Origin of the sequence: Streptomyces sp. NPDC058664, from assembly GCF_042716635.1 — a bacterium.
GTDB lineage: Bacteria > Actinomycetota > Actinomycetes > Streptomycetales > Streptomycetaceae > Streptomyces.
The window spans coordinates 1-25902 of record NZ_JBHXRW010000036.1; the positions used below are offsets into that span (position 1 = coordinate 1).

The 25902-nt window shown below is 73.8% G+C and carries 20 protein-coding genes; 7 read left to right on the top strand and 13 right to left on the bottom strand.

Annotation, left to right across the window (positions count from 1 at the left end; translation table 11 throughout):
• The 5 genes from ACFWUY_RS26370 to ACFWUY_RS26390 form a co-directional block, all read right to left on the bottom strand.
• Positions 1-387, bottom strand: a 387-nt coding sequence (locus ACFWUY_RS26370; RefSeq protein ID WP_384114085.1) for a DUF2252 family protein, incomplete at its 3' end; no start/stop codon positions are given.
• Between the two features lie 92 nt (positions 388-479).
• Positions 480-887 carry an amphi-Trp domain-containing protein gene (locus tag ACFWUY_RS26375; protein ID WP_384114087.1) on the bottom strand — a complete coding sequence of 136 codons (408 nt, stop codon included), beginning with the start codon at positions 885-887 and terminating at the stop codon, positions 480-482.
• Positions 888-995: 108 nt separating this feature from the next.
• Positions 996-1409, bottom strand: a complete 414-nt coding sequence (locus ACFWUY_RS26380) for an SHOCT domain-containing protein (RefSeq protein ID WP_384114090.1) — start codon at positions 1407-1409, stop codon at positions 996-998.
• 192 nt (positions 1410-1601) lie between these two features.
• Positions 1602-3659, bottom strand: coding sequence for a phosphocholine-specific phospholipase C (locus ACFWUY_RS26385; RefSeq protein ID WP_384114093.1), 2058 nt, complete (start codon positions 3657-3659; stop codon positions 1602-1604).
• Positions 3660-3940: 281 nt separating this feature from the next.
• Positions 3941-4357 carry an organic hydroperoxide resistance protein gene (locus ACFWUY_RS26390; protein ID WP_384114096.1) on the bottom strand — a complete coding sequence of 139 codons (417 nt, stop codon included), beginning with the start codon at positions 4355-4357 and terminating at the stop codon, positions 3941-3943.
• A gap of 120 nt (positions 4358-4477) precedes the next feature.
• Between ACFWUY_RS26390 and ACFWUY_RS26395 the strand changes: the two genes are divergently transcribed.
• The gene (locus ACFWUY_RS26395; RefSeq protein WP_384114099.1) at positions 4478-4960 is read left to right on the top strand and encodes a MarR family winged helix-turn-helix transcriptional regulator; all 483 of its coding nucleotides are present in this window, start codon (positions 4478-4480) and stop codon (positions 4958-4960) included.
• Positions 4961-4966: 6 nt separating this feature from the next.
• Here ACFWUY_RS26395 and ACFWUY_RS26400 read toward each other — a convergent pair whose 3' ends face one another.
• From ACFWUY_RS26400 to ACFWUY_RS26410, 3 genes are all read right to left on the bottom strand, one after another.
• The gene (locus ACFWUY_RS26400) at positions 4967-6448 is read right to left on the bottom strand and encodes an MFS transporter (RefSeq protein ID WP_384114102.1); all 1482 of its coding nucleotides are present in this window, start codon (positions 6446-6448) and stop codon (positions 4967-4969) included.
• Positions 6445-7050 (bottom strand): NAD(P)H oxidoreductase, encoded by a 606-nt coding sequence (locus ACFWUY_RS26405; protein ID WP_384114105.1) that lies wholly within the window; start codon positions 7048-7050, stop codon positions 6445-6447. Before ACFWUY_RS26405 ends, ACFWUY_RS26400 begins: the two co-directional genes overlap by 4 nt.
• A gap of 140 nt (positions 7051-7190) precedes the next feature.
• Positions 7191-7958 carry an SDR family oxidoreductase gene (locus ACFWUY_RS26410; protein ID WP_384114108.1) on the bottom strand — a complete coding sequence of 256 codons (768 nt, stop codon included), beginning with the start codon at positions 7956-7958 and terminating at the stop codon, positions 7191-7193.
• 158 nt (positions 7959-8116) lie between these two features.
• Between ACFWUY_RS26410 and ACFWUY_RS26415 the strand changes: the two genes are divergently transcribed.
• The 4 genes from ACFWUY_RS26415 (at position 8117) to ACFWUY_RS26430 (ending at position 17418) form a co-directional block, all read left to right on the top strand.
• On the top strand, positions 8117-11638 hold the full coding sequence (locus tag ACFWUY_RS26415; RefSeq protein WP_384114110.1) for a BTAD domain-containing putative transcriptional regulator: 3522 nt from the start codon (positions 8117-8119) through the stop codon (positions 11636-11638).
• 187 nt (positions 11639-11825) lie between these two features.
• Entirely contained in the window at positions 11826-12272 is a 447-nt protein-coding gene (locus ACFWUY_RS26420; RefSeq protein ID WP_384114113.1) for a GNAT family N-acetyltransferase, read from the top strand.
• Entirely contained in the window at positions 12269-13540 is a 1272-nt protein-coding gene (locus ACFWUY_RS26425; protein WP_384114116.1) for an MFS transporter, read from the top strand. The genes ACFWUY_RS26420 and ACFWUY_RS26425 overlap by 4 nt, the downstream gene beginning before the upstream one ends.
• Before the next feature lie 155 nt (positions 13541-13695).
• Positions 13696-17418, top strand: a complete 3723-nt coding sequence (locus ACFWUY_RS26430) for a S8 family serine peptidase (RefSeq protein ID WP_384114119.1) — start codon at positions 13696-13698, stop codon at positions 17416-17418.
• Positions 17419-17487: 69 nt separating this feature from the next.
• Here ACFWUY_RS26430 and ACFWUY_RS26435 read toward each other — a convergent pair whose 3' ends face one another.
• From ACFWUY_RS26435 to ACFWUY_RS26450, 4 genes are all read right to left on the bottom strand, one after another.
• Positions 17488-18948 carry an acyl-CoA synthetase gene (locus ACFWUY_RS26435; RefSeq protein ID WP_384114122.1) on the bottom strand — a complete coding sequence of 487 codons (1461 nt, stop codon included), beginning with the start codon at positions 18946-18948 and terminating at the stop codon, positions 17488-17490.
• Positions 18949-19005: 57 nt separating this feature from the next.
• Positions 19006-20190, bottom strand: a complete 1185-nt coding sequence (locus ACFWUY_RS26440) for an MFS transporter (protein WP_384114344.1) — start codon at positions 20188-20190, stop codon at positions 19006-19008.
• Positions 20191-20402: 212 nt separating this feature from the next.
• A complete protein-coding gene (locus tag ACFWUY_RS26445; protein ID WP_384114347.1) occupies positions 20403-21947 on the bottom strand; it encodes a GAF domain-containing protein in 1545 nt (514 codons plus the stop codon).
• Positions 21948-22022: 75 nt separating this feature from the next.
• Positions 22023-23084 (bottom strand): rod shape-determining protein, encoded by a 1062-nt coding sequence (locus ACFWUY_RS26450; RefSeq protein ID WP_384114125.1) that lies wholly within the window; start codon positions 23082-23084, stop codon positions 22023-22025.
• A 253-nt stretch (positions 23085-23337) separates the two neighbouring features.
• On the opposite strand from ACFWUY_RS26450, the gene ACFWUY_RS26455 reads away from it, so the two are divergent.
• Positions 23338-24279: a hypothetical protein gene (locus tag ACFWUY_RS26455; protein ID WP_384114130.1), complete on the top strand. Its 942-nt coding sequence runs from the start codon at positions 23338-23340 to the stop codon at positions 24277-24279.
• Here the strand turns inward: ACFWUY_RS26455 and ACFWUY_RS26460 are convergent.
• Positions 24276-24719 carry a MarR family winged helix-turn-helix transcriptional regulator gene (locus ACFWUY_RS26460; RefSeq protein ID WP_384114134.1) on the bottom strand — a complete coding sequence of 148 codons (444 nt, stop codon included), beginning with the start codon at positions 24717-24719 and terminating at the stop codon, positions 24276-24278. The two genes, ACFWUY_RS26455 and ACFWUY_RS26460, sit on opposite strands and share 4 nt — an antisense overlap.
• A gap of 105 nt (positions 24720-24824) precedes the next feature.
• Here ACFWUY_RS26460 and ACFWUY_RS26465 point away from each other — a divergent pair, with 105 nt between their 5' ends.
• Positions 24825-25844: an NADP-dependent oxidoreductase gene (locus ACFWUY_RS26465; protein ID WP_384114137.1), complete on the top strand. Its 1020-nt coding sequence runs from the start codon at positions 24825-24827 to the stop codon at positions 25842-25844.
• Positions 25845-25902 lie beyond the last annotated feature (58 nt).

Genomic DNA, 25902 nt, shown 5'->3' on the forward strand with positions numbered 1-25902 from the left:
GTCGAAGTCGTTGATGTCGAACATCAACTGCCTCTCCGGCGAGGCGAGCAGCCGGAAGTTGAGCAGGTGGGCGTCCCCGCACAGCTGGGCCGTGAGCCCGGAGCGCGGGGTGCCGGCCAGGTCGGAGGCCATGATCGCGGCGGCACCCCGGTAGAAGCGGAACGGGGACTCGGTCATGCGGCCGTAGCGGATCGGTACGAGCTCGGGGACCCGTGTCGCCGACTGCGCCTCCAGGATCGCCAGCGGGTCGGGCCTGTCGGCGGAAGGCCGGTACACGGCGTGGCCCGACCGCGGCGAGCGGCGCCGGGCCTCCTTGCCGAGCGCCGCGCGTTCCGCGGGTGTGGCGTGGCGTGCCGCGCGCATCGCCGTGGTCGTGTTCTGGGGCATCGAAACCTCTCCTGCCCGGCCCTGCCGGCCGTTCGGGGCGCTCCGGCACGGGGCCTGCCGGGCTGAACGCCCCACGGCTTTCCCGGCTTCGCTCAGGACTTCTTCGGGGCGGGCGGCTCGGCACGCTTGCCCGACGTGGTGCCGGTACCGCTCCGTGCGGTGCCGGCGCTCCTGCGCCCGGCTCCGGCGGGCGCGCTCTTCCGCTTCCGCACGGTCCTCTTCTCCGTGTCAGCCTTCTCCGTGTCCGCCGCTCCCGGGGACGGGGCCCTCCGGGCCGCGGTCGGCCACGTGAACTCGATCTCCAGCTCGACCTCGCCGTTGCCGATCTCGACCTCCACCTCGCCGCGAAGGTCGTCGGGAATCTGCAGGCTCAGTGTCCCGAGGCCGAACTCCATGTCGACCTCGCCGCCCTGCCGCAGCGCTTCCGCGAGCGCCGCGAGCTGATCGGCCGCCTCGAGGCGTGACATCGAACGCTTCTGCTCGAACTTGAGATCCTTCATGTGCCGTTTCCGATCCGGTGGGAACAGTGGCCGGCACCCGTTCGGGTCCCGGGTGCGGGTTCGTGAGGTCGAGCCGGTCCTTCTCGGGGGCGCGCACGCCGGACCCGGTCAGCTCGCGAGGACCTTGGCCTTGGCCTGCGCGAACTCGGCTTCCGTGATCGCGCCGCTGCTCCTGAGCTCGGCGAGCCGGGACAGTTCCTCCGCGTGGCCGCCGCTCCCGGCGGTCTCGCGCACGTAGGAGCGGAACTGCTGCTCGTTCTGGCGGACCCGGTTCAGCTCGCGCTCGCCCATCCCGCGCCCGCGGGCGATCAGGTAGACGAACACGCCCAGGAAGGGCAGCAGGATGACGAAGACGCTCCACCCCGCCTTGCCCCAGCCGCCCAGCGCGTCGTCGCGGAAGATGTCGCCGATGATGCGGAAGAGCAGCATGAACCAGAGGACCCAGCAGAAGATCATCAGCATGGTCCAGAACATGTTCAGCAGCGGGTAGTCCACCGCCAGGTTCACCATCGAGTCGCGCATGGCCGATCTCCCGCCGGTCGTGGCGGGCCGCGGCCTCCTCTTCGGAGGCCGCGGCCCGGAGGGACGAACTGCCTCCAGCGTGCGGTGCGGCCGGGATTTCCGCATTCCGGGCGGGCCGAAGGATCACCCGATCGGCGGAGGGACCCGAAGCGCGGGGCCCGCCACCGCGGGTGCCCGATGGGCGGGAGCGGCTCAGTACGTCAGGATGCCCGGGTCCGACACTCCCGGCATGCCCGTCTCCACGTGGCCCGCGAGGCGGCGGAGGTAGTCCGCGTTCGACGGGGTCGTGACCGTCACGTCGTACCAGCGGGCCGAGGCCGTCAGGTCGACCGTATGGGTGACCGTCGCTCCCCTCGGGACCGTCACCGTCCGCGGGGCGCCCGCGTAGGTGTTCGTGATCGTGAGGGTGGCCGCCGCCGAGGTGGCGTTCGTCAGCGTCAGCTCCAGGTTGCCCGTCGCCGTGTCGTGGCGGGCGGTGATCTCGGGGACCGCCGCCTTGCCGGGGGAGCGGAAGCGGCGGAGGAAGCCGTTGGGGCCGTGGACCGTGAGGTCGGTGAGCCCCTTGGAGTACTTGGTGTTCCAGGTGTCCGAAAGGGACTTGCCCGCCTCGGTCGTGTACGTCCAGGGCGCGTCGGTGCGGTTCGCCGAGGTCACGTAGAACTGCGCCCCCGCCGACGGGCCGCCGCCGAAGGTGAGGCGGTAGGTGCCCGCCGTGGTGTCGGCGGCGCCGTCCACGTACGGGGCGTACTTCAGCGGGCGGGTGGGCCTGGCGCCCGGTTCCTGACGGGGCATCGTGCCGGTGGCCGGGGCGGTGGCGAGGAAGTCGGGGTGGCGGCTGCGGTCCGGCGGGTAGTAGCCGTCGGTCGGCGGCAGCGGGGCGGACTGGGTGCTCGCACGCGTGAAGTCGAAGGCCGAGGTCAGGTCGCCGCAGACGGCCCGCCGCCAGGGCGAGATCTGGGGTTCCCGCACCCCGAAGCGCTGTTCCATGAAGCGGATGACCGAGGTGTGGTCGAAGGTCTCGGAGCAGGCGTACCCGCCGGTGGACCAGGGGGAGGCGACGATCATCGGGACGCGCGGGCCGAGACCGTACGGGCCGGCGACGTACCCCGTCTTCCCCGGGAAGTGGTCGAGCGCCGTCGGGGTGGTGGAAAGGCCCTGCGCGGAGGAGGCCGGGACGTACGGCGGGACGACGTGGTCGAAGAAGCCGTCGTTCTCGTCGTACGTGATGAACAGGGCCGTACGGGCCCACACGTCCGGGTTCGAGGTCAGCGCGTCCAGGACCTGGGCGATGTACCAGGCGCCGTAGTTGGACGGCCAGTTGGAGTGCTCGGAGAACGCCTCCGGGGCCGCGATCCAGGAGACCTGCGGCAGCCGGCCGGCCTGGACGTCGGCGCGCAGGTCGGCGAGGTAGCCGTCGCCGTTCTTCGCTTCCGTGCCCGTGCGGGCCTTGTCGTACAGCGGGTTTCCGGGCTGGGCGTTGCGGTAGGTGTGGAAGTAGAGGAGGGAGTTGTCGCCGTAGTTGCCGCGGTAGGCGTCGTTGATCCAGCCCCAGTGGCCGGCGGCGTCCAGGCCGTCGCCGATGTCCTGGTAGACCCGCCAGGAGATCCCGGCCGCCTCCAGGCGCTCGGGATACGTCTTCCAGCCGTACCCCGCCTCGGCGTTGTTGAGGACGGGGCCGCCGCCCGTCCCGTCGTTGCCCGTGTGCCCGGACCACAGGTAGTAGCGGTTCGGGTCGGTCGAGCCGATGAACGAGCAGTGGTACGCGTCGCAGATCGTGAAGGCGTCGGCGAGCGCGTAGTGGAAGGGGATGTCCTCACGGGTGAGGTACGCCATCGTGGCCGGGGTCTTCGCGGGTATCCACTGGTCGTACCTGCCCTTGTTGAAGGCCTTCTGTCCGCCCGCCCAGTCGTGGTTGAGGCCCTGGAGGAACTCCATGCCGAGGTCGTCGCTCGGCGGCCGGAAGGGCAGGGTGACCTTTCCGTTGTTCTCCTGGTTCCAGACCGACTTGCCGGTGGGCAGGGTCACGGGACGCGGGTCGCCGAAGCCCCGTACGCCCTTCATCGCCCCGAAGTAGTGGTCGAAGGAACGGTTCTCCTGCATGAGGACCACGATGTGCTCGACATCCTGGATCGTGCCGGTGGAGCCTTGGGCCGGAATGGCGGCGGCGCGCGCGATGCTGTCGGACAGCATGGTCAGGGCGGCGGCGCCACCGGCGAGCTGGAGGAACCTGCGGCGATCGAGGTCGACCATGGGGGAGTTGCCCTCCGGGGTGGAAGCGGACGATTACGGGTGCGGGTGCGCTCGGCCGGCCGGGCGGGCCGGACGCGAAGCGCCCCAAGGACAGCGCCCGCGCCCCACCGTCCGGCGGCCGTCCCATGACTGCCCGCCGTACGGAAGACGAATCCCTCGTGCGCGTACGGGAAGACCCCCGGCGCGCGGTGATGCGCGCCGGGGGTCTTCCCGTGTGCCCGGGGCTTCCCATGTGTCCAGGGTCTTCCCGTGTGTCCGGGGACTTCCCCGGGGTGGAGCGACTACTCGACGACGAGCTCGACCTTGATGTTGCCGCGGGTCGCCTTCGAGTACGGGCAGAAGGCGTGCGTCTTCTCCAGGAGGGTCAGGCCCGCCTCGCCCTGGAGGTGGTCGGGGAACTCGGCGCGCATGACGACCGCGAGGCCGAAGCCGCCGTCCGTGGCGTCCTTGCCGATCGAGACCTCGGCGGTGACCGAGGCGTCGGAGATGTCGATCTTCTCCTGGCGGGCGACCACACCCATCGCGCTGGCGAAGCAGGCCGCGTACCCGGCGGCGAAGAGCTGCTCGGGGTTGGTGCCCTGACCGTTGCCGCCGAGGGCCTGGGGGTGGGCGAGGGGGAGGTCGATGTGGCCGTCGGAGCTGACGGCGCGGCCCTCGCGGCCGTTGGCGGTGGCGACTGCGGTGTAGATCGCGTCCATGGTCTTCCGTTCCTGTCCTCGGGGAGTGGTGCCGTGATGCGGTGACCCTCTATTGATAGCGCACAATTTGATTGTGCACAACTGAATCGCGTGCGAGCTGTCCTCGCGTATCCTGGAGCCATGGAGACGCTCGACACGGTCCCGGACGAGGACTTCCTCCGGCTCGACCACCAGATCTGCTTCTCGCTGCACGCGGCGACCCGGGCGTTCAACGGCGTCTACCGCGAGGCCCTCAAGGAACTCGGGCTCACCTATCCCCAGTACCTCGTCATGCTCGTGCTCTGGGAGCACGGCGAGCTGCCCGTGAAGGGCATCGGCGAACGCCTCCGGCTCGACTCCGGAACCCTGTCGCCGCTGCTCAAGCGCCTGGAAGCGGCCGGATACGTCGAGCGGCGCCGCAGCCCCCAGGACGAGCGGTCCGTCACCGTCCGGCCCACCGCCGAGGGGGCCGGACTCAAGGACAGGGCCCGTGCCGTACCGCGCCGGATCGCCACCGCGACCGGCCTCGACCTGGAGGAGATCCGCGACCTGCGGGAACGGCTCGACGCGCTGGCCGTCCGGCTCGACGGCGTCGACCCGGACGGCCTCGGCTCCTGCGGCTGAGGCGCGTCAGGCGCGGGGCACCTTGCGGAGCAGGGTGAGGACCACCACCGCCGTCACCAGGGCGAAGACCGCGCTCAGCGCCGACGCCGAGTGCAGGGCCGTCGTGAACGCCTCCCGGGCCTGCTCCCGCAGCCCCTCGTCCGGCAGGGCCAGCGCCGCGCCCACGCTCTCGTGGGCCGCGGCCGGGGCGCCCGCCGGGACGCCGCCCCGGTAGACGGCCACCGCCACGCTCCCGGTGACCGCGATCCCCAGGGCGAGACCCAGGTCGTACGCCGTCTGACCGGTCGCCGCCGCCGCGCCCGCCTTCTCGGGCGGCGCGGCGCCGACCGCGAGCGCCGTGCCCAGGACGCTGATCGGCGCCGCGCCGAACATGATCACCGCGAGGCCGAGCGCGGCCACGACCACCCCCTCGGCCAGCGCGATCACCGCGTACCCGGCGAGCGAGACGAGGAGCCCGCCGGCCAGCACGTACGCCGGACGCGTCCGCCGCGCCACGAACGGCGTCAGCTGTGAACCGGCGATCAGACCGGCCGCCCCCGGCAGCAGCCACAGCCCCGCCTCGAGGGGCGGCAGTCCTGCGACCGCCTGGAGGTACTGCGGGACCAGGTACTCGACGCCGTTGAGCGCGGTCATCCCCAGGAGCAGGGTCAGCAGCGCGCCCGTGAAGGCCCGGTTACGGAACAGCCGCAGGTCGAGGAGCGGGGACTCCAGACGGTTCTGGCGGCGGACGAAGGCCGTCGTGAAGGCCGCGCCCAGGACGAAGGCGACCGCCGCCCCGGCCGTCGGACCGTGCGCGGCCAGCGACTTCACCCCGTACACCAGCGGCAGGACCGCGAGGAGGAAGAGCGGCACGCTCGCCGGGTCGAGCCGTCCCGGGTTCGGATCGCGGTACTCGGGCAGCAGCAGCGGCGCCGTGACCAGGGCGATCAGCATGACCGGCAGGCCCATCAGGAAGACCGAGCCCCACCACCAGGAGGCGAGCAGCACCCCGCCGATCACCGGCCCGACCGCGAGCCCCACCGAGAGCGCGGTCACCCACATCGCGATGGCCGTGGCCCGCTGCCGGGCGTCCGCGAACATGTGGCTGATCAGGGCGAGCGTGGAGGGCAGGACGGCCGCGCCCGCCACGCCGAGGAGGGCGCGCGCCGCGATCAGCGCCCCGGCGTTCGGCGCGTACGCGGCGAGGAGCGAGGCGAGCAGGAAGCCGGCCGACCCCGCCATCAGGAGCCTGCGGCGGCCGAGCCGGTCCCCGAGCGTGCCCATGACCACGAGGGTCGCGGCGGTGAGGAACCCGTAGATGTCCGTGATCCACAGCAACTGGGCGCCGCTGGGACGCAGATCGGCCGACAGGTACGGGGTGGCCAGCCACAGCACGCCCAGGTCGGCGGTCATCAGGGTGACGGGGAGCAGGAGCACGGCGAGACCGATCCACTGGCGGGCCCCGGCCCGGGGCGGAGTCGCGGCCTCCGCCGCGAGGGCCGTCGTCATCGCGGCAGCCCCCCGTCCAGGGCCTTCTCGGCTGCGGTGAGCAGCTCCGCGACCCGCCCGGCGCGCAACTCCCGTGGCATACCGGAGAGTTCCGTGCCGTACAGGACGTCCAGGGTGGCGTCAGGGAGCCCGCAGTACGCGGAGACGCCGGTCACCAGGAGGAGGTCGAGGGCCTTCTCCATGCCGAGCTCCGCGTTCTCCTCGGCCGTATTGCCCATCAGGGCGAGCCAGAGCAGCCGCTTCCCCGCCAGCCGGGGCCGGCTCCGCCCGTACGCGAAGCCGTAGTTCCACACCCGGTCGATCCAGCCCTTGAGGACGGCCGGCGGCGAGAACCACCACACCGGGAAGACGACCAGGATGTCGTCGGCGGCCAGGATCCGGTCCATGTGGGCCCGGACCTCGGGGGAGTAGACCTTCTCGCGGTCCTCCCAGTCCGGCTCGTCGTCGGGGCGGAGCGCCGGGTCGAACCCCTCGGCGTACAGGTCGAGTACGTCGACGGTGCCGCCCTCGTTCTCGACGCGGGTGCGCAGCCGGGCGGCGACCTGGGCGGTGAGGGAGTCGGTGCGGGGGTGGGCGTGGACGAGGAGGGTGTGCGGCGCCATGGCGGGAGTTCCTTCGCTCGGACGGGGAGAGGCTTTGTGCGTGTGTGTGGGGAAGGGGGGCAGGCCCGGGTGGTCGCGGGCCCGCCCCTGGACGGTCGGCGTCGGCGTCGGCGTCGGCGTCGGTGTCGGCGTCGGCGCGGTCAGAGGCCGAGGCCGGAGCCGCCGCTCACGTCGATGTTCTGGCCCGTGATCCAGCGGGCGTCGTCGGAGGCGAGGAACCCGACGACGTCCGCCACGTCCCCCGGCTGCCCCACCCGGTTGAAGACGGAGAAGCCGGCGGCGTGCGCCTTGGCGGCCGCGTCGGCCATCCACGGGTGGATGTCGGTCTCGATGGTGCCCGGCGAGACCGCGTTGACCGTGATGCCCCGGGAGCCGAGGGTCTGGGCGAGCGTGAGGGTCAGCACCTCGACGGCGCCCTTCGAGGCGGCGTACGAGGTCATGCCGGGGAAGGCGATCTTGGTGACCCCGGAGGAGACGTTGATGATCCGGCCGCCGTCGCGGAGCCGGTCGAGGCCCTTCTGGACGATGAAGAACGGCGCCTTGGCGTTGACCGCGAACACCCGGTCGTAGTCGGCCTCCGTCACCTCGTGGATCAGGCCGGGGCCGGAGATCCCGGCGTTGTTGACCAGGATGTCGAGACCGTGGTCGCCCTCGGTCGCCGCGTCGAAGGCCGCCCAGAGCGCGTCGGCGTCGCCGGGGACGCCCAGTTCGGTACGGAGGGCGAAGGCGGAGCCGCCGGCCGCCTCGATCGCGGTGACCGTCTCCTTCGCCGCCGTCTCGTTGCTCGCGTAGTGGACGCCGACCCGGGCGCCGTCCGCGGCGAGACGGAGGGCGACGGCCCGGCCGATGCCGCGGCTGCCGCCGGTGACGAGGGCGGTCTTGCCGGCGAGGGTGTCGCTGCTGCTCATGTTCCTGCTCCTTGTTTCGGTTTCCGTGTGCCGTTTCCTGCCGGCAGGGACGACTCTGCTGGGCGGCTGTTCGGGTACGGCTCGGGTTCTGTTCGGGCCCGGCCCCGGCCTGTTCGGGCGATGACTTCGGCCTGTTCGGGCCGGGTTACGGTGGCCGCATGCGATTCGCGGTGCTGGGGGAGACGGCCGTACGGACCGAGGACGGCACGCCCGTCCGGGTCCCCGAGCTGAAGGTGCGGGCCCTGCTCGCCGCGCTCCTCGTCGACGCGGGCCGGCCGGTCGCCGCGTACCGCCTCGTCGACTCCCTCTGGGGCGACGAACCGCCCGGCAGCCCGCTCCGCGCCCTCCAGGCCAAGGTCTCCCAGCTGCGCCGCGCCCTGGAGGAGGCCGAGCCCGGCGGGCGCGGACTCGTCGTCACCAGGGCGCCCGGCTACCTCCTCGCCGTACCCGAAGGAGCCCTGGACGCCCACCTGTTCGCGCGGCTCGCCGCACGGGCCAGGGACACGGCCGACCCGCGGGCCAGGGCGGAGCTGCTCGGTGAGGCGCTCGGACTGTGGCGGGGACCGGCGTTCGCCGACTTCGCGGAGGAGCCGTTCGTACGGGGTGCGGCGGACCGCCTGGAGGAGGAGCGGCTCGCCGTACGCGAGACGCTGGCCGAGGCGCGGCTCGACGCCGGTGAACACGACGTGCTGGCCGGAGAGTTGGCGGAGCTGGTCGCCCGCCATCCGCTGCGCGAACGCCTGCGGGCCGTGCAGCTGCGCGCCCTGTACCGGGCCGGACGGCAGAGCGAGGCACTGGCGGGGTACGAGGAGCTGCGCGTCCGCCTCGCCGACGAACTCGGACTCGACCCCAGTCCCGAACTGGCCGCGCTCCAGGCGGCGATGCTCCGTCAGGACCCGGCTCTTTCGGTGCCCGCGCTCCAGGCGGCGATGCCCGGTCGGGACCCGGCTCTTGCGCCGTCCGCGCCGCGGGCGGCGATACCCGGGCAGCCCTCGGATCTTTCCGGGCCCGCGCTCCAGGCCGTGATGTCCCGCCAGGATCCGTCCCCCTCGGCGTCCGCGCCCACCGCCGGCCCCACGGCCGGCCCCGGTGCCGTCCCGGCGCCCCGGCCCGTGGCGGCCGGACCCGTGCGGGGCAATCTGCCCGTGCCGCTCACCGGGATCGTCGGCCGGGACGCGGCCGTCGCCGAGGTGCGGGCGCTCCTCGGCGAACGCCGGCTCGTCACCCTCACCGGGCCCGGCGGAGTCGGCAAGACCCGGCTCGCCGTGGAGGCGGCCGGACGGCTCCGGGAGGAGTTCACGGACGGGGTGTGGCTCGTCGAGTTCGCCGGCGCGCGCGGAGAGCTCGCCGAGGTCGTCGCCACCGCGCTCGAACTCCGCGACGACGGTGCCTGGGGGCTGCGGCCCGAGGGCGAGCGGCCGCTCACCACGGGGGAGCGGCTCGCCGAGGTCCTGCGCGGCAGGCGCACCCTGCTCGTCCTCGACAACTGCGAACACGTCGTCGACGAAGCGGCCTCCCTCACCGAACTGCTGCTGCGCACCGCGCCCGGCCTCGTCGTCCTGACGACCAGCCAGGAGCCCCTCGCGCTCGCGGGCGAGACGCTCTGGGCGGTGGAGCCGCTCGACGGCGCGGGCGCGGTCGAGCTGTTCACGGCGCGGGCGGCGGCGTCCGCACCCGGGTTCGCGTCCGGCGCCGCCCTCGACGCCGCCGCCCAGGAGGCGATCCGGGCCATCTGCCGCCGCCTCGACGGCATCCCGCTCGCCCTGGAACTGGCCGCGACCCGCGTCCGCGCCCTCGGCGTGCACGGACTCCTGGAACGGCTCGACGACCGGTTCCGGCTGCTCGACGCGGGCCTGCGCGGCGCGCCCGCCCGGCAGCAGACCCTGCGCGCGGTCATCGACTGGAGCTGGGAACTCCTCGGCGAACCCGAACGGACGGTCCTGCGCCGCCTCGCGGTCCACGCGGAGGGCTGCACCCTCACGGCGGCGGAGGAGGTCTGCGCGGACCGGCGGGAGACGGCGGGGGAGGCGGTCCGTACGGACCGGGAGGCGGCGGGGGAAGCCGCGGGCGGAGGGACCGTCGCCGCCGGGACCGTTACCGCCGGGGACGTGCTCGGGCTGCTCGTGCGGCTCGTGGACCGGTCGCTCGTCGTGGCCGTCGACGGTCCGGACGGGCCGCGCTACCGGCTCCTGGAGTCCGTGGCCGCGTACTGCCTCGAACGGCTGCGGGACGCCGGCGAGACCGAGGCCGTACGCGAACGGCACCTCGACCACTACCTGCGCCTCGCCGAGGAGGCCGCGCCCGCCCTGCGCGGCCCTGACCAGCGCCGCCGCCTCGCCCGCCTCGACGCGGAGACCCCGAACCTGCGGGCCGCCCTCGACCGGGCGCTCGACCGGGCCCTCACCGCGCCCGACGCCGGGCGGAACGCCGAGACGGCGCTCCGCCTCGTCGACGCCCTCGCCTGGTACTGGATCATGCGCGGCCGCCTCGGCGAGGCGCTCCGCTCGGCGACGGCGGCGCTGCGGCCGGACCGGGGCGGGGACACGGCGCCCGAACCCGCCGCCCTGCGCGCCCGCGTGGAGGTCTGGCGCACGGGCCTCACGATCATGGGCGGCGACGGAACGGACCGGCGGCGCCGGATCGCCGAGGCCCTCACCGCGTACGACGCGGCCTGTCGGCCCGAGAGCCGCCCCTGGGCGCGCTGGTTCCTCGCCCACGCGCTCTGCGGAACGGGCAGCCGGAGCGAGGGCGGCGAGCTGACCAGGCGGGCGCTCGAAGGCTTCCGGGCCCACGGGGACCGCTGGGGCGAGGCGGCCGCGCTCGCGGACCGCTCGGTGCAGCGGCTCCTCGCCGGTGACGTGGCGGGCGCGGAGGAGGACGCGACCCGGTCGGACGCGCTCTTCGCGGAGCTGGGGGACGCGTGCTGCCGGCTGTGGTCGGTGTACCCGCTGGCGACGGTCGCCGAGATCCACGGCGCGTACGAGCGGGCCGACCGGCTCAAGCGGGCGGGCCTGGCGGCGGCGGAGGGCTTCGGCCTGACGACCGAGGTGCCCGACCTGCTGGCCGGGATCGGGCGTACGGCCCTGCTCAGGGGCGATCTCGCGGAGGCGCGGACGTACCACGCGGCGGCGCGGGAGCGGGCCGTGGAGGTCGGCTTCCGCGCGGGGGAGATCAACGCGGTCCTCGGGCTCGGTCTGGGCGCCCGCCGCGAGGGCCTGGTGGAGGAGGCCGAGGGCCACATGCGGGAGGTCCTCGACTGGCACCGCGCGGTCGGTCTCGACAGCGCCAACGCGCTGGTCCTCGCCGAGCTCGGTTTCTCGGCGCTCGCGCGCGGCGACGTGGCGGGGGCGCTGAAGCTCCAGGAGGAGGGGTACGGGACCGCGCTGGCGTCCGGCGATCCCCGGGCGCTCGCGCTCGCCCTGGAGGGCCTGGCCTCGGCGCACGCTCCGGCGGGGCGGGCCAGGGGCGCCGCGCTCCTGCTGGGCGCGGCGGCCGCCCTGCGCGCCTCGACGGGCGCGCCGCTGCCTCCGGCGGAACGCGCGGACGTCGACCGCACGGAGGAGACGGCCCGTACGGCCCTGGGCGCGGCGGCCTTCACGGCGGCCTTCACCCACGGCACGACCCTGCCCCCCGAGACAGCGGCGACACAGGCACACCACTCGCCCCCCGCTCCCGCCTGACGGCACCCGCTCAGGCACCGCTCCCGCGTGAGGGCGCGGGCCCTCGGCCGGTCCGGCACCTCTCCCGCCCGACGGCGCCCGCCTCCGGCCAGCCCGCCCCCGCCCCTCCCCGCCCGATGAGCGGTGCCACCCGCCCCTCCCCGAAATCGTAAGGAGCGAACTCCCGCCCCGCCCCTATACTCACCCCATGCCCGACATCACCATCCGGCGTGCCACCGCCGACGATTCCAAGCGGCTCACCCGCCTCGTCCGGAGCTCTCGCGCGTACCGGGGGGACTACGCCGCCATGGTCGACGGGTACCAGGTCGGCGGCGCGTACATCGAGCACCACCCCGTCTTCGTCGCCGTCGACGAGAACGACCGCGTGCTCGGGTTCTACGCGCTCCTCGTCGACGAGGCCGAACTCGACCTCGCCTTCGTCGCCGACAGCGCCCAGGGCCTCGGCATCGGGCGGCTGCTGATGGCGCACATGACCGGGCGGGCCGCGGCCGCCGGGCTCCGGGCCGTCCGGGTCGTCTCGCATCCGCCCGCCGAGGAGTTCTACCTGCGTACCGGCGCCGTCCGCACCGGGACCGTGCCGCCCACCGGGCACATCCACTGGGACCGCCCCGAGCTCCGGTACGACGTCGCGTGACCGCCACCAAGGAGGAGCGGGAGGAGCGGGAGGAGCGGGACCGCCGCCGGGTCTTCGCGGACCTCACCCCGCTGCGGACCTCCGTGCACTACCGCCGGCTCTGGTTCGGGAGCACCGTCTCCTGGGTGGGGCAGGGCATGACGGCCCTCGCCGTCTCCCTCCAGGTGTACGACATCACCCGCTCGCCCTTCTCCGTCGGGCTCGTCGGGCTGTTCTCGCTCGTCCCGCTCGTCGTCTTCGGCCTGTACGGCGGTGCCGTCGCCGACACCGTCGACCGCCGCAAGCTGGGTCTCTACAGCGCCTGCGGCTCCGCCGTCCTCTCGGTCGCGCTCGCCGCCGCCGCGTTCGCCGGTTTCCACCGGGTCTGGTTCCTGTACGGGATCGTCGCCCTCCAGGCCGTGTGCGCCGCGCTCAACTCGCCCGCCCGCACCTCGATGATCCCCCGGCTCCTGCCGCCCGAGCAGCTGCGCGCCGCCAACGCGCTCAACTCGATGGTCATGACCTTCGGCACGCTCGTCGGTCCCAGCCTCGGCGGCCTGATCGTCGGACTCGCCGGCTACCAGGTCGCGTACCTGATCGACGCCGTCGCCTTCTCCGCGAGCCTCTACGCCATGTGGCGGCTGCCGTCGATGCTCCCGGACCGGACGGGTGGCAAGAGGGCCTCGGTCCTCGACGGTCTGCGGTTCCTCGCCACCCGCCCCAACCTGCGCATGACGTTCTTCTCGGACTTCTGCGCGATGATCCTGGCCCATCCCCGCGCGCTGTTCCCCGCGGTCGCCGTGCTCTGGTACGGCGGTGACGCGAAGACCGCCGGACTCCTGGTGGCGGCGCCCGCGTTCGGGGCGCTCCTGGGCGGTGTCCTCTCCGGCTGGCAGGGCCGTATCCGGCACCACGGGCAGGCGATCCTGATCGCCGTCGCCTGCTGGGGCACCGCGATCGCCGTGTTCGGGCTGACCCGGAACCTGTGGCTCGGGCTGCTGCTGCTCGCTCTCGCCGGGTACTCCGACACCGTCTCGATGATCTTCCGGAACACGATGATGCAGGTCGCCGCGCCCGACGAGATGCGCGGCCGGCTCCAGGGCGTGTTCATCGTGGTCGTCGCGGGCGGGCCGCGGCTCGGGGACTTCCTCGCGGGCTCGGTCGCCGACCTGACCTCGCCGGCCGTCGCCGTCACGGGCGGCGGGATCGCGTGTGTCCTCGCGGTCGGCGTCCTCGCCGTGTACGGGCGCGGTTTCCGCCGGTACGACGCGCTCGACCCGACTCCGTGAGCAATTCTCCCCGAACGGCACGTCCTGTTCTGGCGGTTGGCCGCCACGGCACATAACCGCCAGGGGCGACCGGAGTCAACTCCCCTCCTCAGGGCCAAGACTCCTCGCGGCACCCGGAAACACCCCCGACCCCGGGTCCGCGAGGAGTTCGAACGATGACGTCGAGGACCACCCCCTTCGGCAGAGGGAGAGCCGCGCTGCTCGCCGCGGGCGTCTCCCTCGTGATGCTCTCGGCCGGGCAGACCGCCGCGGCCGGGAGCACCGCCTCCGCCGTACCGGACACCTTCAGGGGAACGGCGGCGGCGAGCGCCACCGTCACCCTCGTCACGGGTGACCGGGTGACCCTCACCGACCTCGGCGGCGGCCGGCAGACCGTCACCGTCGACCGGGCCGAGGGCGCCACCGGGGCGATACGCAGCCGGATCACCGACGGCCGGGTCACCGTCGTCCCCGACGAGGCCCGCCCCTACCTGGCCTCCGGCGTGCTCGACCCGCGCCTCTTCGACGTCACAGGCCTCGTCGAGCAGGGCGTCACCGGCGACGTGCCGCTGATCGTCACGTCCGGCGCGGCCGGGAACAGGAGGGCCGCCGCTCCCGCCCCGCGCGGCACCGAGACCGTCCGCCCGCTGCCCAGCATCGGCGGCGCCGCCGTCACCGCCACCGACCCCGCCGCCTTCTGGCAGGGCTTCATCGCGCGTAACGCCCCGGACGCGCGCAACGCCCCGGACGCCCGCGCCGCCGCCCCGGCCCCCGTCAAGGTCTGGCTCGACGGCCGGGTCGAGGCCGCCATGGCCGAGTCCAACGCCCAGATCGGCACCCCGAAGGCCTGGGAGGCCGGGCTCACCGGCAAGGGCGTCAAGGTCGCCGTCCTCGACACCGGCGCCGACCTCGGCCACCCCGACCTCGCGGGCCGGGTCGCCGAGTCCAGGTCGTTCATCGAGGGCCAGGAGGTCGCCGACCGCGACGGCCACGGCACGCACGTCGCCTCCACCGTCGGCGGCAGCGGCGCGGGCTCCGACGGCAAGGAGAAGGGCGTCGCCCCGGGCGCCACCCTCGCCGTCGGCAAGGTCCTCAGTGACGAGGGATCCGGTTCGGAGTCGCAGATCATCGCCGGCATGGAGTGGGCCGCCAAGGACGTCGACGCGAAGATCGTGTCGATGAGCCTCGGCTCCCGCGAACCGAGCGACGGCACCGACCCGATGGCCCAGGCCGTCAACGCCCTGTCCGCCGAGACCGGTGCCCTCTTCGTCATCGCCGCCGGCAACTCCGGCGCCCCCGGCTCCATCGGCTCGCCCGGCGCCGCCGACTCCGCGCTCACCGTCGGCGCCGTCGACTCCGCCGACGAGGCCGCGTACTTCACGAGCCAGGGCCCCCGCCACGGCGACCAGGCCCTCAAGCCCGACCTGTCGGCGCCCGGCGTCGACATCCTCGCGGCCCGCTCCCAGCTCTCCCCCGGCAGCGGCCTCTACACCTCCCTGAGCGGTACGTCGATGGCGACCCCGCACATCGCCGGTGTCGCCGCCCTGCTCGCCGAGAAGCACCCCGACTGGACCGGCGCCCGGCTCAAGGACGCGCTGATGTCCTCGTCGAAGACGCTCGACGCCTCCGCGTACGCGCTCGGCTCCGGGCGGGTCGACGTGGCCGCCGCGATCACCGCGGACGTCATCGCGACCGGCTCCGCCGACCTCGGCTTCTTCTCCTGGCCGTACGAGGCGAACGAGCCGGTCACCAGGACCGTCACGTACACCAACTCCTCCGACACGGCCGTCGAGCTGAACCTCACCGTGGAGGGCATGCCGGCCGGGGTCGCCACCCTCGCCGACACCGTCCTCACCGTCCCCGCCCACGGCACCGCGAGCACCACCGTCACCGGCGACGGCACCAAGGCCCCCGTGGGCCGGTCCTCCGGCCGGGTCACCGCCACCGCGGGCGGCGCGCCCGTCGCGCACACCGCGCTCGGCCTGGTGAAGGAGGAGGAGCGCTACACCCTCACCGTCCACGTCAAGGACCGCGACGGCGCCCCCGCCCCCGCCTTCCTCGGCGTCCAGAAGCTGGCGCAGGGCGAGGACCCCTTCCCCGCCACGGTCGGCGAGTCCGGCACCCTCGAACTGCGCCTCAAGCCCGGTACGTACACCGTCGACACCTTTCTCGACGTGCGCGGCTCCCACGGCGCCGACTCCCTCGGCCTCGGCTTCCTCACCGAGCCGGAGATCACCCTCGACCGCGACCGCGAGATCACCCTCGACGGCCGGCGGCTGCGCGAGATCCGCGCCGAGGTCGAGAAGCGCACCGAGACCCGGCAGCTCCTCATGGAGTTCGACCGGGTGGCGAACGGCGCCTCCTACGGCGGAGCCGTCCAGGTCCCGCCGCTGTACGACTCGATCTTCGCGGCGCCCACCCGGAAGCCCGCCACCGGCACCTTCGAGTACCGGACCGTCTGGCGCCTCGGCAAGCCGATGCTCGACGCGAGCGTCGACGGGGTCCGGCTCTCCGGCGCCACCCCGCAGGCCGGCACCGGCCTCCTGGAGGGCCGCCACCGCCTCGGCCTCGTCGACGCGGGCACCGGCACCCCCGCCGAGTACACCGGCAAGGACGTCACCGGCAGGGCCGTCCTCGTCCGGCTGACCGACGGCGCCGACCCGACGCTCCTCGCCCAGACCGCGCAGGACGCCGGCGCCAAGGCCCTGTTCGTCACCGACGACCGGGCTGGCCGGCTGATGAAGTGGTTCGGCACCGCCGACTACGAGGACCGGCCGCTGCCCGTCGCCACCGTCAACACCGCCGACGGCAACCGGCTCGCCGCCGGCGCGGCCCGGGGACAGCGCGTCGACCTGACCGGCACCCGCTTCACCCCGTACACCTACGACCTCTCCGAGGGGCACCCCGGCGCCATCGGCACCGACCTCGTGTTCCGCCCCGACGAGGACGAACTCGCCACCATCAGCTCCACCTTCCACATGCCGACCAAGCGGAAGGAACTGGGCGGCGAGTTCCGGTACTCGATCACCGACACCTTCCCGATCGGCTTCGGCTTCAAGGAGTGGATCGCCTTCCCGACCGAGCGCACCGAGTACGTCTCCACCGGCACCGGCCAGCGCTGGCACGAGTCCGTCGACCTCGGCGACTCCCTGGAGCAGCGGTCCGGCACCCCGTCCTACCGGGGCGGCAGCCGGGTCGGCCTCGACTGGTTCGGCCCCGTCTGGCACCCGTGGCTGGGCACCGGCCTCGGCTGGGGCCAGCAGCGCACCGGCAACAGCCTGCGCTTCAACACCCCCGGCTGGGGCGACTCCGGCACCGACCACACCGGCTTCGGCAACGTGTGGGGCGACGACTCGATGACCCAGTACACCGAGGTGTACGTCGACGGGGTCCGCGTCGACCGGAAGATGAGCTCCGCCGCCTACGCCTGGGACGCCCCGGCGGAGGAGGCCACGTACAAGGTCGTCACCGAGACCGCGCTCGACGCGGACCGCTGGCGGCTCGGGAGCAAGGGCCGCAGCGAGTGGACCTTCCGCTCCGCGGAGACCCCGTCCGACCGGACCACCTACCTGCCGATGCTGAACCTCGGCTTCGACCTGGACACCGACCTGAACGGTGACGTCCGCGCCGGAAGCAGGCTCCCCGTCGGCATCTTCGCCGAGTACGTCGAGGGCGCGACCGGCACCGGCACGGTCACCGGCGGCACCCTGGAGGTCTCCTACGACGAGGGCGCGACCTGGACGGAGGTCGCCCTCAAGAAGTCGTGGCGCGGTGCTGCCTGGAACGGTGAACTGCGGATTCCGTCCGGCGCGGAGACCGTCTCCCTGCGGGCCGGCGCGAGCGACGACCGGGGCGGCTCGGTCCAGCAGGAGCTGATCCGCGCGGTCGGCGTGAGGTAACCGGAGGAAGCCGAAGGCCGGGGCCCGCTGTCGGGTCCCGGCCTTCGTCGGGTCCCGGCCTTCACGCGGTCAACTCACCGCGGGGAGCGCCTTCTTCAGGACCTTGCCCATGTCGTTGCGGGGGAGCGCGTCGAGGTGGCGCACCACCCGGGGCCGCTTGTGCGGGGCGAGGAGCCGCGCCACATGACCGGCGAGTTCCTCCTCCGCCGGGGGCGCCGACGGGTCCGCCGGCACCACCCAGGCGACGATCCGCTCGCCCAGGTCGGGGTCGGGCTCGCCGGTGACGGCCGCCTCCCGCACCCCGGGGTGGTCGAGGAGCGCGTTCTCTATCTCGCCCGCCCCGATCTTGTAGCCGCCGCTCTTGATCAGGTCGGTGGCCTTGCGGCCCACCAGACGAATCGTTCCGTCCGCCTCCCGGACAGCCATGTCGCCGGTGCGGAACCAGTCGCCGTCGAAGGCCTCCGCCGTCGCCTCCGGCCGGCCGAGGTAGCCGGAGAACAGGTTCGGGCCACGGACCTGCACCTCACCGACGGTCTCCCCGTCGCACTCGTCGAGCACGGAGCCGTCCTCGTCCACGAGGCGCAGACCGACGCCCGCGAGCGGCGTCCCGACGGTCCCGGGGCGCGGACCGGCGCCCGGCCGCACGCTGGTGTTCATGAGCGTCTCGGTCATCCCGTACCGCTCCACCACCGCCCGGCCCGTCGCCGCCGTGATCCGCTCGTGGTCGTGGACCGGCAGCGCCGCCGAACCCGAGACGAGGAGCCGCGCCCCCGCCATCGCCGCGACGAGCGCCGGATCGCCGGCGAGCGCGTCCGCGAGCCGGTGGTACATGGTCGGTACGCCGAACAGCATCGTGCCGCCCCCGGCGCCCAGCTCCCGCGCCACGCCCTCCACCGAGAACGCGCCCAGGTGCCGGACCTCGCCGCCCCGCCGCAGCGGCCCCAGGATCCCGAGGATCAGACCGTGGACGTGGAACAGCGGCAGCGCGTGCACGAGGACGTCGTCCGCCGTCCAGGACCAGGCCTCGGCGAGCGCGTCGAGCGAGGCGGCGATCGCCCGCCGGGAGAGGACGACCCCCTTCGGCGGGCCCGTGGTGCCGGAGGTGTAGACGATCAGGGCGGGGGACTCGGGGTCGGCGTCCGGGTCCGCGAGCACCGGGCCGGCCGCGGCGGGGTCCACGTGGAGGTCCACGTCGATCCGCTGAAGCCCCGCGAGCCCGGCGGGCAGCTCGTCCCCGGGCCCGGCGAACACCACCGCGGGCCCGCTGTCACCGAGGATGTGCGCCAGCTCCCGCTCGCCCGTGCGCGGATTGAGCGGTACGGCGGGCACGCCCGCGAGCAGGGCCGCGACCACCGCGACCGCCGTGCGCGCGGTCGGCGTGGCCCACACGGCGACCCGCCCCGCGCCCCCGATCCGGGCCGCCAGGGCCCCGGCGGCCCGCGCCAGTTCCTCGTACGTCAGGCCGTCCGCGCCGCAGCGCAGCGCGGGCCGGTCGGAAGGGGCCGCAAGGGCCGGGAAGAGCGCACTCACCGGTCGTACTCCTCGGGGTCGACGTCGAGGGTTGCCGGAACGCATTCTGCCGGGCCGTCAGGACCTGCCGGCCGTGACCTTCGTCGCCTCCGCCGCCGGCTCCCCGCCGTCGGGGCGGATCCCGCGCATCCGCCCGTACGCGTACACGCAGCCCGCGAGCGCCAGGTCGGACAGGAGCATGAAACCGATCGAGTACGAGTCCTTGGCGCTGTAGATCGCGCCCATCACCAGCGGCGGAAGGAAGCCGCCGAGCCCGCCCATCGCGCCGACGATGCCGGTCACACTGCCCACCTTGGCCTGCGGGGTCACCTGGGAGACCAGGGCGAAGACGGAACCGCTCGCCGTGCCGAGCCCGGCCGCCATGACGAGCAGGGCGATCGTGCCGCCCGGGTCCAGCGGCGGGTCGAAGGCCTGGACGATCGCGAACAGGGCGGTCGTGCCGAGCGCGGCGGCCGTCACGAGCGCCGGGTGGAACCGGTCCGAGAGCCAGCCGCCGATCGGCCGGAAGACGACGGTGACCAGGGCGAACCCGGCGGCCTTGGTGCCCGCGTCCGTCGGGTCGAGCTCGTACCAGGTCTTCAGGTACGTGGGCAGGTAGACGCCGAACGCGACGATGCCGCCGAAACCGATCGCGTACAGCGCCGACAGCTCCCACGTCACCCGCAGCCGCGCCGCCGAGCCCAGCCGGGTCCCGAGGGAGGCGGTGGGCACGGGCCGGTCGGGCCGGTCGGTGATGAGGAAGAAGGCGAGCACCGCGAACGCGGCGAGCGCGACCGCCACCACGAGGAACGGCAGGTTCTCGCCGTGCTTCGCGATCCGGGGCGTGAAGTAGCCGGAGAGCGCCACACCGCCCATGCCCATGCCGAACACCCCGAGCGCCAGACCGCGCTTGGCGGGCGGGAACCAGGAGTTGACCAGGGGGATGCCGATCGCGAACGTGGTCCCGCCCAGGCCGAGCAGGAAGCCGACGATCAGCAGCAGGCCGTAACTGTCCTTGACCACCGTCAACAGCAGCACGGGAACGATCGTCAGCGCCGAGACCAGGGGGAACATCACCTTCGCCCCGTACCGGTCCGTCAGCGCGCCGGCCGGTACGCGGCCGACCGAGCCGACCAGGACGGGCACCGCCACGAGCAGCGACTGCTGGAAGGAGCTGAGTTCGAGCCGGTCGCCGTACCAGCCGGCGAGCGGCGCGATCAGGTTCCACGCCCAGAAGGTGAGCGTGAAGCCGATGGTGGCCATCGCCAGGTTGCGGTAGGCGGCCGCTGTCGGGGGAGTGGTCTCGGTGGTCACGACTCCAGTGAAGATCGGCGCGGGAACCGCGGCGCGCCGGAATGCTCCGTACGGGGTCGGCGCGCGAGCGTGCGTGCCCGGGTGCCGGCGTGTTCACGTGCGGGCGTGTTCGCGTGCGGGCGTGTGGGCGTGTGGGCCTGTCCGGGTGGCCGTCCGTGTCCTCACGGCCAGGTCACCACGGTCGGCGGGGTGCCGTCGTCCTCGACCCGCAGCCGGACGCCCCCGCTCCCGGCCGACACCTCGACCGTGATCGCGCCGACCCCGGACCGCCGGTGCGCCGCCGCGAGCGCCCCGCGCAGGGTGGCGAGGAGCTTCCCCGCCGTCTCCTCGTCCACGAGGGTGTCCACCGCGCCGGCGAAGTGCACGGACGGCTGGAAGCCCAGCAGGGCCGCCGCCCCGCCGGTCTCGCGCAGCACCTTCCCCCGGAAGGAGGCCGGCGCGTCCGCGGGCGGCTGCTGGAGCGCGAAGATGGTCGTGCGGACCTCCTGGATCGTCGAGTCCAGCTCGTCCACCGCCCGCCCGAGCAGAGCGTTCTCGTCGGAGGTGCCGGCCGCCCGCCGCCGGGTGGACTCCAGCATCATCTCCGTGGCGAACAGCCGCTGCACGACCAGGTCGTGCAGGTCCCGCGCGATCCGGTCCCGGTCCTCGAACACCGCGAGCCGCTCCCTGTCGTGGCGCGCGCCCGCGAGGACCAGGGCGAGCGCCGCCTGCGAGGCGAACTGCGAGGCGAGCAGCCGGTCCACCGCGCTGTACGGCGGTCCGCCGCGCCGCCGGGGGAGGGCGAGGGTGCCGATGAGCCTCCCGCCGCTCTGCAGCGGCAGCATCATCGACGGGCCGAAACGGGACCGGACATGGGTGGTCATCCGCGGATCGGTCGCCGAGTCCTCGACGAACACGGGCTCCCCGCCGAGCAGCTGGACCAGGACGGGGGAGCCGGGCGCGATCGCCGTGCCGACCAGATCGCCCGGGTCGTCCGTGGTCGACGCGGCGACGATCTCCATCCCGCCCTCCGGGGTGGGCTGGAGGACCACCCCGGCCGAGGCGCCGGCGAGCACACGGGCCTGCTCGGCGACGGTCGTCAGGGCGTTCTCCGCGGACGCGCCGGTGAGCAGGGCCGTGGTCACCGCGGCCGCGCCCTCGATCCAGCGCTCCCGCTGCCGCGCGGTCTCGTACAGGCGGGCGTTGCCGATGGCGATCCCGGCCTGCGAGGCGAGGACGCGGAGCAGCGCGAGGTCCTCCTCGGTGAAGGTGCCCCCGCGCTTCTCGGTGAGGTACAGATTGCCGAAGACCTCGGTGTGGACCCGGATCGGTACGCCGAGCAAGGTGCGCATCTCCGGATGGCCTGCCGGTACGCCGGAGGAGCGCGGGTGGGCCGTCAGGTCGTCTAGCCGCAGCGGCTGCGGGTCCTGGATCAGGACGCCGAGCAGCCCGGTGCGGCCGTCGGGGAGGCGGCCGATCCGCTGCCGCTCCTCGTCCGTCATGCCGGAGGTGAAGAGTTCGGTGAGCCGGTGGCGCTCGGGGTCGACGACCCCGAGCGCCCCGTAGCGGGCCCCGGTCAGCTCGGCGGCGGAGTCCACGATGTGCTGGAGGGTGGCGCGGAGTTCGAGGTCCGTGCCGACGCCGAGGACCGCTTCGAGCAGCATGGGCAGGCGGGGAGCGTCCTCGTCCGTGTCCTCGCCCGCGTCCCCGGCCCTGTCCTCATCCATGATCGTCATGGTCTCATTGTCGTATGAATCGGGCGGTTTCGTCGGTTTGTGTCCGCCCTCGGGGGCCGCCGGGACTCAGTCCTCGTCGGCGAGCGGGTCACGCACCGACAGCGGGTCGAGGACCATCGGCTGGACCTTGCCCTCCAGCATCGCGCCGAGACCCAGGACCGCGCAGACGTCCGGGCGTTCGGCGATGTGCACCGGCATCCCGGTCGCCTCGCGCAGCATCTGGTCGAGCCCCGGCAGCAGGGCGCTGCCGCCCACCATCATGATCCCGCGGTCCGCGAGGTCGGCCACCAGGTCCGGCGGGCAGTCCCGCAGCACCTTCCCGATCCCGTCGAGGACCGCCGTCAGCGGGGTGTGGATCGCCTCCCGTACGGCGGCGGTGTCGACGGTCACCGAGCGGGCCAGGCCCGTGGCGACGTCCCGCCCGTGGATCTCGGTCCAGGCCGGGCCGTGGGGCGTCAGGCCGTTGCCGCTGAGGGCGAGTTGCAGCGGACGCACCGACTGGCTCGGCAGCATCAGCTCGTGGTGGTGGCGCAGGTGCTGGATGACGGCGTGGTCGATGGCGTCACCGCCGACCGGCATCCGCTCCGCCGTGACGATCGCGCCGAGCGAGAGCACCGCGACCTGCGTGGTCGCCGCCCCGCACACCATGATCATGGTCGCGGTGGGCTGTTCGACCGGAAGGCCGCAGCCGACGGCCGCCGCGATCAGCGTGTCGACCAGCTCGACCCGGCGCGCCCCGAGACCGACGAGGGTCTCCACGGCGGCGCGCTGCGCGAGCGGGTCGCTGTCGTGCGGGGTGCAGGCGGCGGCGCGCAGCCGGGGCTTGCGGCGCAGCTGGCGGCGGAGCTTCTCGCCGAGGAGGTGGCGGAGCATCCGCTGCGCCATCTCGATGTCGACGACCGTGCCGCCCGAGACCGGTCTGACGACCCGGATGTAGTCGGGGGTGCGGCCGGTCATCTTCTCGGCCAGCGCGCCGACGGCGATCAGCGCTCCGGTACGGGTGTTGACGGCGGCGACGCTCGGCTCGTCGACGACGAGTCCGGCGCCCTTGACGAAGACCCGGGTGCGGGCGGCACCCAGGTCGACGGCGACATGGCAACGGCGCAGCTGTTCGAGGCTGACGGTCACGGCGGATCCTCCGGAGTGCGGTGCTGGCACGGGCGAGGGGTTTCGCGTTTCGCGGTCCTGTTGGCATCGTCCGGCCGTCCGGGGCGCGGCGCGCGCTGGGCTGCGCCGCCCGGGGCCCGGCGCGGTGGCTCTTGCCGGGACGTACCGAAGCGGGAGAATCGCGACGCACCGCCGCCGACCTGCGGCTTCCTCACAGGATCCTCACTTCCGCGCCTACCTGCGGCCGCACCGGGCCGCATAGCCTGCGGGGCCCATGGACTACTGCCACGCGTGCCGGCGGCATCTCAACGGGGCCCTCGCCTGTGCCGGGTGCGGGACCCCCGTCGAGGAACTGCGGTACGAGACCCCCCACATACCCGTCCGGACCGGCCGGCCGGTCCAGCCGACGTGGCCGACCGAGCCGTTCGCGCCGGCAGAGCCCTTCGATCCCGCCGGGCCCGTCGAACCCGCCGGGTCCGAGCACGTCTACGAGCTCGACGTCGTCGAGCCGCCGAGCCGTGCCGACGGCGGCCGCCGTGCCGCCCGTGGCCGCCGAGCCGCCCAGGGCCGCTCCGCCGCGCGCGGGAGCAGGAGGGCCCGGGGGCGCCGGGGTCGTACGGTCCTGGTCGGGACGCTCGGCCTGGTGCTCGCCGCCGGGTCGCTGACCCTGGCACGGCTGGCCCTGGAGGAGCCGGAGGCGCTGGGCGCCGCCACGACCGTCGAGGAGCAGGACGTCCCCGAGGTCACGACGTCCCCCGAACCCGTCGAGAACACCGCCCTCCCGGACGGCTCGGGCCCGTCCCCGGTCTCGGAGACGCCGACCCGCCCCCGCCGGGTGAGCGCGGAATCGGGCACGGGCGGGGGTACGGGAAAGGGCACGGGCTCCGGATCCGGTACGGGATCCGGCTCGGGCTCGGGATCCGGCTCCGGTACGGGTCCGGGCACGGGCTCCGGTACGGGGACGGGATCCGGAACGGGGGCCGGGAGCGGGGACGCACCCGAGGAGTCGCCGACGCCCACGGAACCGGTGTCCCCGTCCGTCACGCCGCCCGCCACGCCCACCGCCACCGCCACCGCGTCCGCCACGGAGGGGGACGCGACCCCGCCTCCCACGGCGACGACCGGCGGCCCCACCCCCTCGACCACGCCCCGCACGCCGACCGCGACCCCGTCCCCGGAGCCGACCTGCACCCGCTTCCTCTGGTGGTGCGTCTAAGACGGGTTTGCGGGGTCCTCGCCGAGCATCCGCTTCAGGAGGTCCCGCAGCAGGGTGCGCTCGGCCACGGTCAGCTCGCCGAGGGGTTCGCGGGCGAAGTCGAGGGACTCGCGCAGCCGGCGGGTCGTGGCGCGGCCCTCCTCGGTGGGGACGGCCAGTTTGACGCGGCGGTCGTCCGGGTCCGGGCGCCGCTCCACCAGGCCGCGGGCCTCCAGGCGGTCCACTATCCCGGTGATGTTGGACGGCTCGCACTTCAGCTTCTGGGCGATGCGGCGCATCGGCAGCGGGTCGATCGAGAGCAGGCCGAGGACCCGCGCCTGGGCGCCGGTCAGCGAGTGCTGCGCGGCCGCCTGCTCGTACTCCGCGTAGTAGCGCGCCACGACCGTGCCGATCAGCTCGACGACTTCGACGGTCAGGGGGTCCGTGCGTGGGGTGGCCATGGCACACATCCTACCCAGATACTTGACAACATGAAATATCCAGGCGCATGGTTGTTTCAGGAAGTGAACCTTTTCTGATCTCAAGCTTTACCGGAGGCCGTGCTCATGTCCGTTCTTCCCGCGTCCAGCCGTGAGTGGCACCTCGTCGCCCGTCCGCACGGCTGGCCCGCTCCCGCGGACTTCGCCCTCCGCGAGACCCCGGTCGTCGAGCCCGCCGAAGGCCGCGTCCTGGTGCGAAACCTGCACTTCTCGGTCGACCCGTACATGCGCGGCCGGATGAACGACGTGAAGTCGTACATTCCGCCGTTCAAGCTCGACCACCCCATGGACGGCGGCGCCGTCGGCGAGGTCGTCGCCTCCAACGCCGAGGGCTTCGCCGTCGGCGACCACGTCCTGCACGGCCTCGGCTGGCGCGAGTACGCCGACGTCCCGGCCCAGCACGCCACCAAGGTCGACCCGGCGCTCGCGCCCCTCTCCTCCTACCTCGGCGTGCTCGGCATGACCGGCCTCACGGCCTACGCGGGCCTCTTCGACGTCGCCTCCTTCAAGGAGGGCGACGCGGTCTTCGTCTCCGGCGCCGCCGGAGCCGTCGGCAGCCAGGTCGGCCAGATGGCGCGGCTCAAGGGCGCCTCCCGGGTCATCGGCTCCGCCGGCTCCGACGAGAAGGTCAAGTGGCTCGTCGAGGAGCTCGGCTTCGACGCCGCCTTCAACTACAAGAACGGCCCGGTCAAGGAGCAGCTCCGCGAGGCCGCCCCGGACGGCATCGACGTCTACTTCGACAACGTCGGCGGGGACCACCTCGAAGCCGCCATCTCCTCGCTCAAGGTGCACGGCCGCGCCACCATCTGCGGCATGATCGCCCAGTACAACGACACCGAGCCGGTCCCCGGCCCGCGCAACATGGCGATGATCATCGGCAAGCGGCTGCGGCTCCAGGGCGTCCTCGTCGGCGACCACTACGGCCTCCAGCAGCAGTTCGTCCAGGAGGTCGGCGGCTGGCTCGCCTCCGGCGAGCTGAAGCACCGCGAGACCTTCGTCGAGGGCGTGGAGAACGGCGTGGAGGCCTTCCTCGGACTGCTCCGCGGCGACAACACCGGAAAGATGATCGTATCGACGACCCGATAGTCTTCCCTCAGCCGTCGCGATCGTGGGCGCGAGTCGCGGCGAACCCATGAAGGAAGTA